Annotated in this window: 12 protein-coding genes and 1 pseudogene; all 13 read left to right on the top strand. The window is 48.6% G+C overall.

Annotated elements, in window-relative coordinates; translation table 11 throughout:
* Position 1: 1 nt before the first annotated feature.
* The 13 genes and pseudogenes from Q674_RS40895 (at position 2) to Q674_RS31785 (ending at position 12728) form a co-directional block, all read left to right on the top strand.
* The gene (locus Q674_RS40895; protein WP_161629368.1) at positions 2–616 is read left to right on the top strand and encodes an acetyltransferase; all 615 of its coding nucleotides are present in this window, start codon (positions 2–4) and stop codon (positions 614–616) included.
* Positions 617–660: 44 nt separating this feature from the next.
* On the top strand, positions 661–1707 hold the full coding sequence (locus Q674_RS31840) for a nucleotidyltransferase family protein (RefSeq protein ID WP_023009030.1): 1047 nt from the start codon (positions 661–663) through the stop codon (positions 1705–1707).
* Positions 1704–2714, top strand: a complete 1011-nt coding sequence (locus Q674_RS31835) for a Gfo/Idh/MocA family protein (protein WP_023009029.1) — start codon at positions 1704–1706, stop codon at positions 2712–2714. Before Q674_RS31840 ends, Q674_RS31835 begins: the two co-directional genes overlap by 4 nt.
* A complete protein-coding gene (locus tag Q674_RS31830; RefSeq protein WP_023009028.1) occupies positions 2711–3412 on the top strand; it encodes a cytidylyltransferase domain-containing protein in 702 nt (233 codons plus the stop codon). Before Q674_RS31835 ends, Q674_RS31830 begins: the two co-directional genes overlap by 4 nt.
* Positions 3396–4160, top strand: coding sequence for an oxidoreductase (locus Q674_RS31825; protein ID WP_023009027.1), 765 nt, complete (start codon positions 3396–3398; stop codon positions 4158–4160). Before Q674_RS31830 ends, Q674_RS31825 begins: the two co-directional genes overlap by 17 nt.
* Complete coding sequence (locus Q674_RS31820; RefSeq protein WP_152526074.1) at positions 4120–5439, top strand: oligosaccharide repeat unit polymerase; 1320 nt, start codon at positions 4120–4122, stop codon at positions 5437–5439. Before Q674_RS31825 ends, Q674_RS31820 begins: the two co-directional genes overlap by 41 nt.
* Positions 5436–6770 (top strand): surface carbohydrate biosynthesis protein, encoded by a 1335-nt coding sequence (locus Q674_RS31815; RefSeq protein WP_023009025.1) that lies wholly within the window; start codon positions 5436–5438, stop codon positions 6768–6770. The genes Q674_RS31820 and Q674_RS31815 overlap by 4 nt, the downstream gene beginning before the upstream one ends.
* A gap of 314 nt (positions 6771–7084) precedes the next feature.
* Positions 7085–7252 (top strand): annotated as a pseudogene (locus tag Q674_RS41675) (DapH/DapD/GlmU-related protein); the annotation flags it as partial.
* 52 nt (positions 7253–7304) lie between these two features.
* The gene (locus Q674_RS31805; RefSeq protein WP_023009023.1) at positions 7305–8333 is read left to right on the top strand and encodes a polysaccharide biosynthesis protein; all 1029 of its coding nucleotides are present in this window, start codon (positions 7305–7307) and stop codon (positions 8331–8333) included.
* Positions 8334–8336: 3 nt separating this feature from the next.
* Positions 8337–9455, top strand: coding sequence for a UDP-2-acetamido-2,6-beta-L-arabino-hexul-4-ose reductase (gene wbjC, locus Q674_RS31800; protein WP_023009022.1), 1119 nt, complete (start codon positions 8337–8339; stop codon positions 9453–9455).
* 17 nt (positions 9456–9472) lie between these two features.
* Positions 9473–10603 carry a non-hydrolyzing UDP-N-acetylglucosamine 2-epimerase gene (gene wecB, locus Q674_RS31795; RefSeq protein ID WP_023009021.1) on the top strand — a complete coding sequence of 377 codons (1131 nt, stop codon included), beginning with the start codon at positions 9473–9475 and terminating at the stop codon, positions 10601–10603.
* Between the two features lie 9 nt (positions 10604–10612).
* Positions 10613–11797, top strand: a complete 1185-nt coding sequence (locus tag Q674_RS31790; protein ID WP_023009020.1) for a glycosyltransferase — start codon at positions 10613–10615, stop codon at positions 11795–11797.
* A complete protein-coding gene (locus tag Q674_RS31785) occupies positions 11790–12728 on the top strand; it encodes a UDP-glucose 4-epimerase family protein (RefSeq protein WP_023009019.1) in 939 nt (312 codons plus the stop codon). Before Q674_RS31790 ends, Q674_RS31785 begins: the two co-directional genes overlap by 8 nt.
* Positions 12729–12751 lie beyond the last annotated feature (23 nt).

The raw sequence follows: 12751 nt of genomic DNA, 5'->3' as shown, positions 1-12751 counted from the left end.
AGTGTCGACATCTGACCACGCGTCCAGAGATTTTATTTTAATAGGGGCGGGCGGGCATGCGAAGGTTGTACGGGAACTCGCAGAACTGTGCGGTGCCAATATCCTCGGCGTTTGCGATCCGAAGTTTCAGGGCACACACAACGAGATCTGGAATGGCTTGAAGGCTCTCGGAGGGGATGAATATTTGTCTCGGGTAAACCCACAAACGGTTCTTTTGCTCAATGGAATTGGAATGATGCCCGGAAGTCTCATTCGTCAGGGTGTGTTCGAGCGTTTCAGAGCAATGGGTTTTCACTTCCCATCTCTCGTCCATCCTTTTGCCTGGGTCTCTCACGACGCTCACATAGGCGACGGCGTTCAGCTGATGGCGGGATGTGTTGTACAACCGGGCGCATGGATCGGAATTAATACGATCATTAACACCCGCAGCTCCGTCGATCATGATTCTTGTTTAGGAGAGCATTGTCACCTCGCACCCGGCGCTACCCTCTGTGGCGATGCAAATGTTGGGGCCGGTACCTTTATTGGTGCCGGAGCAACGATTACCCACGGAGTGACAGTAGCGCCAAAAACCTTCATTAAAGCTGGGTCTTTGACAGCCAAAGACGTTCTCTAAGACCCCGGAACACCAATTCCTTTTGCAAACGGAATACTTGATACATGAAAAAGTGGCAGAACGTACTTATCCAGCCGGATTTGCCGCTGGAAGACGCGATTGCAGTTCTTGATAAGGGTGGGCTGCGAATTGCCTTGATAGTGCAGAACCACGATAAATTAGTGGGTACATTGACCGACGGCGATATCCGTAGAGCCTTGTTACGACATGTTCCGCTGACAGCGCCTGTCAGGGATGTGATGTGCGCTAAGCCCCACGTGGCTGATGTTGACTGGTCCAAGGATAAGATCCTCTCCGTTATGGAAGATCTCGAACTACTTCAGATCCCGCTACTGGATTCAGAAGGTCGAGTCGTCGGGCTTGAAACCTTGCATGGGCTAATGGAGCGCAGAACGGTCGAAAACCCGGTCTTTTTAATGGCGGGCGGATTCGGAACTCGATTGAAGCCCTTGACGAACACGTGCCCCAAACCATTGCTTAAGGTTGGTGACAAGCCCATTCTTGAACTAATTCTGGAAAGTCTGGTCAAAGCCGGGTTTTATCGTTTTTTCATTTCAACACACTATTTGCCGGAAATGATCAGAGAGCACTTTGGCGATGGCTCGCATTGGGGTGTTGAAATCGAGTACGTTCATGAAGAAGAGCCCCTTGGAACGGGCGGGGCATTGGGACTGTTGCCCAAGGAAAAGATTGACCGCCCACTGATTATGATGAACGGCGACCTCCTCACCACAGTGAACTACCGTGGCCTCCTGGACTTCCATCTTGAACATGACAGTATCGCAACAATGTGTGTTCGTGAGTATGAGCACCGGGTTCCTTATGGCGTTGTTCAGACAGACGGTACCTATATACAGAGTATGGAGGAGAAGCCGGTTCAGAAGTGCTTCATTAACGCCGGTATATACGTTGTGTCGCCGGAACTGGTGGGTTGCGTCGAGCCTGGCGAACGAATTGATATGCCAAGCTTGTTGGAAAAACAGATTGATCTTGCCAAAAACGTCGCGATGTTTCCGGTGCATGAATACTGGCTCGACATTGGCAAAATGGATGATTTCAAGAAAGCACAAGAAGAAGTCGAGCTTCTATGACTAACGCACACCTCAATAGAGCTCTGGTGGTCGGAAGTGGAAGTATCGCGAAGAGACATATCACGAATTTGCGAAATCTGTTCCCGGATTTGTCCTTGGTTTGTGTCAGTGCTTCAGGCCGGATGCTTAATCCTGCCGAGGTCGGCGCTTCAGAGGTCGTACCGGACTTAGCCTCCGCTGTCAGGCAAAACCCGGATTTTGCGGTGATAGCTTCACCCGCGCCCTACCATCTAATCCACGCGGATGAGCTGTTGGCCGCGAACATACCTGTGTTAATCGAAAAGCCCCTCTGTACCTCAGTTCGTGAACTTGATGCGACGAAGCTGAGTGGTTATACCGCCCGCATTGGCGTTGCTTACAACTTGCGATTCATGCCTGCGGCACAAATAGTGAAAAAACTTATTGATGATGCGGCAGTGGGGCCAATTAGCACTGCATTCGCGGAAGTGGGGCAGTTCCTGCCAGATTGGCGCCCCGGAAGCGACTATCGCAGGGGCGTTTCAGCAGTTAAAGATCTTGGCGGCGGAGCACTGCTAGAGTTGAGCCATGAGTTAGACTATTTGAACTGGTTCTTCGGCCCGTTCTCTCGTGCATTGGGCGTCATTCGCAACGCCGGTAGCCTGGAGATTGATGTGGAGGACAATGTAGATGTCCTACTCCAGCAAAGCGGAGGCCAGTTGGTTCACGTGCACCTCGACTTTCTTCAGCGTCATCCCACCCGGCGCTTTAAGGCAATTGGTGCCATCGGCACCATTGAATGGGACCTGATGGCAAATAAGGTACTTCTTTTTCATGCGGATGGTAGCACTGAGACGGTGTACGAAGATCCGAACTATGACCGAAATCAGATGTATATTGACCAAATGATTGCGTTCATTGGCTCCATAAAGGGAGAAGCAGATTTTGAATCTACGTTGGATTCGTCCATGCAAGTAATGCGACTGGTTGAATCTATAAGGATGTCCAGTGATCAATCTGCTTGGGCTGAAGTGGAGGAACCCTTGTGAGCAAGATATACGCATTTGTATTTGCGCGGGGCGGATCCAAGGGTTTGCCCCGGAAAAACCTCCTCTTGTTGGGTGGCGTGCCTTTGATCGGCCATTCAATAAATATGGCGAAAGCACTCCCGCAAGTTTCGAAGGTGTTTGTTTCGACAGATGATTCCGAGATAAAGCTTGTAGCGAAGCAATATGGCGCAGAAGTTATCGATCGTCCTGAGGAACTGGCGGGCGATAAATCGCCAGAGTGGGAAGCGTGGCGCCACGCTATTCGATACCTTGAGGACTTGGGAGAGGAATTTGATACTTTCTTGAGCCTTCCCGCGACAAGTCCTCTCAGGTCGACTGAAGACGTTGAAGAAGCCATTAACGCTTTGGACTCCCAAACCGATGCGGTCATCACCGTTACACCAGCAACCAGAAGTCCTTATTTCAATATGGTATCCAGAGCATTGGACGGAACTACCACGATCCTATGTCCTTCAGATGGTTATGCCCGACGGCAGGATGCCCCAGAGGCATTTGATGTCACAACCGTTGCCTACGTTATGAAAAAGGGTTTCATCTTGCAGCGGAATCGCCTGTTTGACGGGCGACTCAAATCTGTGGTGGTTCCGAAAGAGCGTGCTGTTGACATAGATGACATCCTGGATTTCAAGTTTGCTGAACTGCTTTACGTCGAGGTTGAAAATGTTGTTGCAAAATAAAGTGATACTTGTTGTTGGCGCGGGCGGTTTGTTGGGACGAGAAATTGTTCGTTCTGTAGTGCGGGAGGGTGGGCGCGTAATTGCTGCCGATATGGACAAAGCTTCAGTTAGCGGTTTGGCCCAAGAGTTCGGAAAAAAAAGCGTTTTTCCAGTTCAGATCGATATAACCGATAATAGCTCAATAGAATCCGTGTTTGATATTGCAGCGGAGTTTGGGCTGAAAATAACAGGTGCTGTAAATTCAGCTTATCCAAGAAATAAGAACTACGGGCGGAAAGTACTGGAAGTAACATATCAAGATTTTTGCGAAAACTTAAGTTTACACCTCGGTGGTTATTTTCTATTTATGCAGTTTTGTGCTCGTTATGCAAAGGAAAAGCAACTGGAATTTTCACTTGTGAACATTTCTTCAATTTATGGAGTGATCGCGCCGAGATTTGATATCTATGCTGGAACTGAGATGACGGTACCGGTTGAGTATGCTGCATCAAAGTCTGCTCTAATTCATCTCAACTCATATTTTACAGCTTTCACTAAAGGAACACGATTTAGAGTGAATTCTGTAAGCCCAGGCGGGATCTTCGACCAACAGGATGAGAATTTTCTTGAAGCTTATAGGTCTCATTCTCGATCCATTGGAATGTTGAATAAAGAAAGTGTTGTAGGACCGATAATCTTTTTGCTTTCCGACTCGTCTGAATATGTGTGTGGCCAGAACATGGTTGTCGATGATGCATTCTCAGTCTGAAGAGCGACGCCGCATTAACTTTTTTTCTTCCGAATCTAAGAAGCTGTACTCGTTGTTCTTGTTCGTCAATTTTCTGGTTCTCGTAATCGTTATATTAATCCCTGTAAAAGCCCAAGTTGAAAACTACGTTTTTCTTGCTTTTATAAATTTATCTTTTTGTTCTCTGGTTTTGTTATTGAGTTTAATCGTCGAAAAATTCAAGGTAAGAAAATTTGATGCGATTTTAACAATACAACAGATTAGGAACATAAGACGAAATATTTTCCTTTGCTGCTTTGGTTCTATTTTCGGATTGGCAATGGTCGCATATGATCGCGTATATGTCCGAGGTATAGACTATATGCAAGGCCTTAGAGCTGCACGATATGAGTGGCTGGCGTCAGATGGTGGATCTTTAGTAAGCATGGCTGGCAATTTACTAATACCTTTCAGTTATGTCGGGCTGTTCTTAGTTGTGATAAATTCAAAATTATTTACCTCTAAGGCCTTTTTGTTTTATGTATTCTTGGCTCTTTTGGTGATCTTCGGCCATGCAGCTCTAAACGGGGGGCGAAGCAATATTTTGCTCGGGCTTTTGGTGATGGTCCTTGCATTTCTTCTAAGGCCGGGGCGAATTAATTATAAGGCTGTAATCAAAGCATTGTTAATGATCGTGCTGTTGAGTGTGCCTGCTTTTTTTTACGTCGCAGAAATAATAAAGTCTAGTGCATCGATGGGCGGCGTTGATTTGAGCACACTGCTCTCGCGTGCGATAAATGGTCTTCAGGGGCGTTTTGTTGAGGGCTATGTGGTTCAAGAGAGTTCACAGTTAGAATTGCTATTACTATACATTATTTCATACTTGAGTCACGGTCAATGGACTGCTCAGGTTATTGGTGATCTGAGTTCAATGCCTGGTAGTTATTTTCTCTACCCATTTAGCGTGATCCTAGCTCGGCTCTCTTTATTTAGCGAGCCTCTTCAGCCGGGTATTTTTTCCGATGTGGGGGCGTTCGTTTCTCTGCCTGCTGCAATTTACTACGATTTCGGATTCTTGGGTTTGTTTGCGATGTCCTCTTTTATTGGAGGGATGTTCGGGCTAACCTTAGCATTTTTAAAAGATCGCTCAAGAATGTCGGGCTGGAAGCTTGGATTATTTGTTTATTTTGGTTTCATTGTTTTACTGTCACCTATTATTCCTGCCTATGGATTTTCCTACCTTAATTTTATTGTTTTTTCTTTCTTTGTTGTTGGATTATTAAATAGAGTTTTTTATGGAAAAGGTTACAGGTTGATATGAGTAGTGGGCGAGTTATCATAGTATATGAGCGAAAGAATCGGGAGCTTGAAACAGCCTTATTATTGCAGAGCAAATTTTTTAATGCGGGTTTTGAGTGCGCAGTTACCCAATTCTATCAAGGGCATGATTTCAATTTACTCGGGGCAGGACCGGATATTCTAATTGTTCCACACCTGTATAATGAGCTTAGCGTTGCCCGGCTGATAGCCAGATACGGAAGGCCAAAGAGCATTATAAATCTACAATACGAACAAGTTTTGTCCGATAAATGGGAGCGACTTGGTCATCATAACCCTTCTGGGACAGCTATGAATGCTGTCCATGTCTGCTGGGGAAAAACAACGTTTGATCGCCTGAGAGATTTTGGTGTTCCATCGGAGAACCTCCTGACAATCGGGGCGCCACATTTGGATTTAATGAGTGGGGTAGGCGAGGAATACTGTACTGGACAGAAGCGACGGCTAGCCGAGAAGTTTAAATTGAACGAGACCCAAGACTGGATACTCTTCCTCTCAAGTTTCACCTACGCTGATATTTCCGAGCACAGACTTCGCATGAACGAATCGGTCGCTGGATCTGATCTCAAAGACTTCGTGGAAATTCACTCGAAGTCGAGAAACGAGGTTCTGGCGTGGCTCGAGCAAGCGCTGATTGAGAATCCATGTAGCGTGCTTATATATCGCCCCCATCCTGATGAGCTGAATCTGGAAAAAGTATATGACCTCGAAAATAAATATAATAATCTCAGAGTCATTTCTTTTGGTTCCGCCAAGCAATGGATCATGGCCGCGGATACAATACTTTCCTGGTATTCGACGACGGTTGTTGAGTCGCATTACCTTAAAAAGCATTACCAAATCTTACGCCCGTTTGATCTACCGGACTACTTCGATAGTGTCTTGTTAAAGAAGGCTAGATTTCTAACCTCCAAAGATCAGTTTCTTGAATACCTCAGGTCTTCGCCAGGCGCTCAGGATTTGCCCCTGCGAGATGAGGATGTGGCTGGTTATTATGAAAATATTGATGGTTCGATCGCCTCTGATAGGCTGGTACACTATGCTCGGAAAATGGTGAGGGATCAAGCCAGTCAGGACTTTCGAGTTTCAACGAAAAACCTCTTGCGTGCCAAGCTTATTTCAGTTTCGGTTCTTTTGGTTTTTATCTTATATCGATTTTCAAAAAAGTTCCCACGCGTCAGTTTTCTGAAACAGATTCCGTTTTTTGACCGGTGGTTTTCGGAGTTCGATAACCAATTTTCTGAATCCTCAGAAATCGAGAAGATAAAAGAGAGCCTTAATGAGTTCAAGATAGCTGGGTCAATTCAGGGTTGATAGAAATGTCCTCAGTAAAAAGCCTTTTGAAATCCTTTGCGTTGTACATTTTGTTCAATGTCCAGAAGTACTTTATTTATAGACTAAAATCTGTCGGCCATCATTGCCGCATCGCCTCGGGCGTTTTCATCTTTCCTCGTCAGGTTGAGTTGGGGAATTACTGTTTCTTAGGTCGCGGTTGTTACCTTGACGGATCTATAGTGATCGGTGACTACACGATGCTAGCAGGTAATGTTGCAATTGTTGGCGGCGACCATTCGTTCACTTCACCTGCTGTTTTAATGCGCGATAGCGGCCGTGAGCATTGGAAGACCACTGTGATTGGTAAAGACGTTTGGGTTGGATACGGGGCTATTATCCTGAACGGTATAGAAATTGGTGATGGAGCGATCATTGCCGCGGGCTCGGTCGTTACTCGCGACGTTGCTCCTTACTCTATTGTTGCCGGAAATCCTGCGAGAGTTTTAAAAATGAGGTTTTCCAAATCGGATCAGCGGTTACATTCAGATTATTTAAATAGGTTGCGGTAGGGGTATGTTCAAAGATAAAACGCTTTTGATCACGGGCGGAACTGGTTCTTTCGGAAACGCTGTGTTGGATCGATTTCTTCATACAGATATTTCTGAAATACGCATTTTCAGTCGTGACGAAAAAAAGCAGGACGATATGCGTAAACGGTACCGGTCGTCAAAATTGAAGTTTTACATTGGCGATGTTCGGGACTATCAGTCCGTGGTCAACGCGGTGCGTGGTTCAGATTTCATGTTTCATGCCGCCGCGTTAAAACAAGTGCCTTCGTGTGAATTTCATCCATTAGAGGCGGTGAAAACGAATGTGTTGGGCACTGAAAATGTGCTTGAGGCGGCAATCAATTGCGGTGTAGAACGGGTTATTTGTCTTTCTACGGACAAAGCGGTCTACCCTATTAATGCTATGGGAATCTCCAAGGCCATGATGGAGAAAGTGGCTGTTGCGAAGTCCCGGAGTGCGAATGGTACGGTGATATGTGCAACGCGGTATGGGAATGTAATGGCATCTAGAGGTTCTGTTATCCCATTATTTGTTGATCAGATCCGGGCTGGCCAAGCCATTACCGTAACCGACCCGAATATGACTCGTTTCATGATGACGTTGAACGATGCTGTAGATCTAGTGCTTTATGCCTTTGAGCACGGTAATCCGGGTGATATTTTCGTTCAGAAGGCACCGGCAGCCACCATTAAGACCTTAGCTCACGCCCTGACGAGACTATTGAAGGTTCCAGACCACGAAATACTCGAGATTGGTACTCGCCACGGCGAGAAACTTTATGAAGTGCTTCTTAGTCGGGAAGAAATGGCAGCGGCGGAAGACCTTGGTAACTACTTCCGGGTTCCACCGGACTTGCGAGATCTGAATTACGGTAAGTTTGTGGAGCAGGGCGAGGAGAAGATTTCTCACACAGAGGATTATAACTCCCACAATACCGATCGCCTGGATGTCGCAGGTATGCAAGCGTTGCTGCGAAAGCTTGAATTCATTCGTGCCCTGGAACGGGGTGAGTACCTGAACCCGGAGGACTGATTGATGAAAGTACTGGTAACCGGTGCGGACGGCTTCATTGGCAAAAACCTGCAATTGCACCTTGAGGAAAAAAAGGGATTCGAGGTGGTGCCCTTTACACGGGAGCACAATGAACAAGACTTGGCTGGTCTGCTCTGTGGTGTGGATTGGATTGTTCATTTGGCGGGTATCAACCGGCCGCAAGACCCATCCGAGTTTCGTATAGGTAACGCTGGTTTAACCCAAGTCTTGTGTGACGCTGTTGAGGCTACTGGCCGGATTGTTCCGATTATTTACAGTTCATCCATTCAGGCTGAGCGAGACAATGAGTACGGCTCCAGCAAGCGTGAAGCAGAGGATGCGTTGCTGGCTTTGAATAAAGCCAATGGTAACCCGGTTTATATATACCGCCTGCCCAATGTTTTCGGTAAATGGGCGCGACCTAATTATAACTCTGCGGTTGCTACCTTTTGCCATAACATTGCCAGGGATTTGCCGGTACAAATCAATGACCCGGATGCGATGGTCAACCTGGTGTACGTTGACGATGTAATCGCGAGCTTTCTCAGGGTGTTAGAGGGAGAGGCCCAATCAACCCCATTTGTGGGGGTTGAGCCGGTTTACCAGATCACGGTTGGAGAGTTGGCAAGCCAGTTGTACCGTTTCAAAGCCACTCGGGATAATCTGATTACCGAGCGGGTCGGTTCTGGGCTTGTGCGGGCACTCTATTCGACTTACGTGAGTTACCTGCCGCCAGAGAGCTTCACTTACACGGTACCACAGCACGGAGACGAGCGTGGGGTGTTCGTTGAAATGCTGAAAACTCCAGATGCCGGCCAGTTTTCCTTTTTTACGGCTCACCCCGGTGTCACCCGTGGCGGCCATTATCACCATTCAAAAACAGAGAAGTTTTTGGTGATCAAAGGTGAGGCCTGCTTCCGTTTCCGCCACATGATCACCGGGGAGTTCTACGAGTTACATACCTCCGGAACCCGGCCTGAAATTGTGGAAACCGTACCGGGCTGGACCCACGACATTACTAACGTGGGTGAAGACGAGCTTGTGTGTATGCTCTGGGCCAATGAAATTTTTGACCGGCAAAACCCGGACACTTTCGCGTGCCCGGTGGGTACCGAAGCCTGAACCAATCTGGAACTACCATGAAAAAACTCAAAGTAATGACCGTGGTTGGCACCCGGCCAGAGATTATTCGCCTCTCCAGGGTGATGGCCAAACTGGATGAGTATTGCGAACACATTCTGGTTCACACCGGCCAGAACTACGATTTCGAACTGAATGAGATCTTCTTTCAGGATCTGGGTATCCGCAAGCCGGATCATTTTCTGAGTGCTGCCGGTGCCAGTGGCGCAGAGACCATCGGTAACGTGATTATCGCGGTGGACAAGGTGTTGGCGGAGGTTCAGCCTGAAGCCCTGCTGGTGCTGGGGGATACCAATAGCTGCATGGCGGTAATTCCCGCCAAACGCCGTAAGATTCCCACCTTCCACATGGAAGCTGGCAACCGCTGCTTTGACATGCGGGTACCGGAAGAGATCAATCGGCGCATTGTCGACCACACCGCCGATATCAATCTAACCTACAGTACCATTGCGCGGGATTACCTGCTGCGGGAAGGCTTGCCGCCTGATCGTGTGGTGAAAACGGGTAGCCCGATGTTTGAAGTGTTGAACCACTTCCGTGAGGGCATTGAGGCGTCTGATGTTCTGGGCCGTCTTGGGCTTGAGGAGGGCAAGTTCTTTGTGGTGAGTGCCCACCGGGAAGAGAACGTGGATTCGGACAAAAACTTCCTGGCCCTGGTAGATACGCTGAATGCGGTGGCAGAGCAGTACGGCTACCCGGTGATTGTCTCCACCCATCCGCGCACCCAGAAGCGCGTAGATGCCATGGGGGTGCAGTTCCACCAGAATATTCGCCTCCTGAAACCGCTGGGCTTCAAGGATTACAACAAGTTACAGCTGAGTGCCAAGGCCGTGTTGTCAGACAGCGGTACCATCAGCGAGGAGGCCTCCATCCTAAACTTCCCGGCCCTGAACATTCGTGAAGCTCACGAGCGTCCGGAGGGCATGGAAGAAACCGCTGCCATGATGGTGGGACTTAGTACTGAACGCGTGTTGCAGGGCTTGGCGATACTCGACAATCAGGGCAGGGGAGATGAGCGCTCCATGCGATTAGTGGAGGACTACAGCATGCCAAATGTGGCTGAAAAGGTGATTCGGATAATTCATAGTTATCGGGATTATGTGATGCAGACAGTCTGGAAGCGGTACTGAGCATCCTGCATGACAACAACACATTCTGGTCGGCGAGATATCGCCATTATTAATCGTAGCTTCTGGCCCATATATCCGGTCATTGGCGAAGCGCTTTTGCGGTTCTCGGAAAAACTGGCCGGTTCTTATTCCGTGTCGGTTATCCTGCAGGATCATGCGGGTATCAGAAAGCACCTTGCCGAGTGTGAACGGGGAGACGGCGTTGAGTTTCTGCCGGGTAAGGCCTGGTCGAGCTCCTCGAGCGGTATTCTGGTACGCGCTTTGGATTCCGTTTATTTCATGTGCTGGGTTCTCTATGCTCTGTTGCGCACCCGCCCGAGAAAGGTCTACGTATCAACAGATCCCCCCGTTCTGGTTCCGTTCGTCGTGATGCTCTATGCCCGACTGTTTGGTGCGCGGTACGTTTATCATTTGCAGGATATTCATCCGGAAGCGGCCTCGGTGGTGATGAGGGTTCAGCCGTTGGTCTATAAACTGCTCCGCTGGATGGACGGTGTTACGATGCGCCACGCACAGGCATTAATTACCATTACGGATGAGATGGCGGAAGAAATTCGCAAGCGTTCTGGCACCAAGGCTCCCATTTACGTTATCAGCAATCCCGCAGTCTCGTTTGATGACGTAAATCCCCCTACAGATCGAGTAAAGGGTATGACTTTCTGTGGGAACGCCGGAAGGTTGCAGCGTATCCCATTACTTGTCGACGCAATCACTCAATATCTTGAAAACGGCGGAACACTTAAATTCGCTTTTGCTGGCGGTGGTGTTTTTGCTCCGGATATAAAGGCACTTGCCGGTCGCTTTTCACAGGTTGAATACCTTGGACAGGTTTCGGCAACTGAAGCGGCTCAGTTGAATTGTGACTATGAGTGGGCGCTTCTCCCGATAGAAGACGAGGTTACTCGTTATGCTTTTCCCAGTAAGTCATCGTCCTACGTGTTCTCCGGTGCTGCCGTGATGGCGATTTGCGGAGAACAAACCAGTGTTTCGCAATGGGTGTCGGGTAATGGCTTGGGGGTTGTGGTTCCACCTTTGGTTGGATCCGTCGTTGAGACTTTCAGAGCGATAGAGCGTGGCGAGTTGATCGCGGATGACTTCGATGGAAATCGTGAAGGCCTTCGGAAGTCGCTGAGCTTTGATCGGTTTCTTGAGCGTCTGGAGGAATGTTTTGTAACAGGGGCAATGTGTGAATAAGCATATCCTGGTGACGGGTGGTAGCGGCTTTGTTGGCTCTGCACTTATTAAACGGTTGCTCAGTGAGCACCGAGATATTCTCGCTGTAGGCCGTAGCGACGTGAATTTGCCGGTTGAGACGGTTAAGGTTTCCTCCTTTAGCGAACTCGGAGCACTAGGGCAAAGACTTGGCTCGGTTGATGTTGTCGTTCATTGTGCCGCCCGCGCTCACATTATGAATGATGATACGGTAGATCCTCTTGCCGAGTACCGAAAGGTCAATGTGGACGGTACGCTGAACGTTGCCCGGCATGCGTTGGAGGCCGGCGTGAAACGTTTTCTGTTTGTCAGCTCTATAAAGGTAAATGGCGAGCACACACCGCCAGGTAGGCCGTTTACGGAGGAAGCTGCGCCCGCACCCGAAGACCCTTATGGTATTTCGAAGTATGAGGCCGAGCGGGAACTTCAGGCACTATGTGCAGAAACAGGTATGGAGCTGGTCATTATTCGTCCGCCGCTTGTATACGGCCCGGGAGTGAAAGGCAACTTTGCCAGTATGATACGCTTGATGGAAAAAGGGCTGCCACTCCCTCTTGGAGCTGTTCGTAATAAACGTTCACTTGTAGCCCTGGATAATCTGGTGGATCTTATTGTGACCTGTGTAGACAGTCCGGCGGCCGCTAATCAGGTTTTTCTGGCTGCTGATGGGCAGGATATTTCGACTACTGAGTTATTGCGGAACGTCGCCAACGCCATGGGTAAGCCTGCTCGGTTGCTACCTGTGCCATCTGGCTTGCTGATGCTGGGCGCGTCCTTGTTTGGAAAAAAGGCAGTGGCGAAGCGCCTGCTCGGCTCTTTGCAGGTGGATATATCCAAAGCCCGGGAATTACTCGGCTGGCAGCCGCCAGTATCCGTTGAAGAGGGTTTGGCAAGGGCCGTTCGGGTGAATTAGGCGTTGCCCCCACACTGCAAAAT

Source organism: Marinobacter sp. EVN1 (assembly GCF_000475375.1).
Classification (GTDB): Bacteria; Pseudomonadota; Gammaproteobacteria; order Pseudomonadales; family Oleiphilaceae; genus Marinobacter; species Marinobacter nauticus.
The sequence above is the reverse complement of the archived record's forward strand: the minus strand, read 5'-3'. Positions and strand labels throughout refer to the sequence as shown.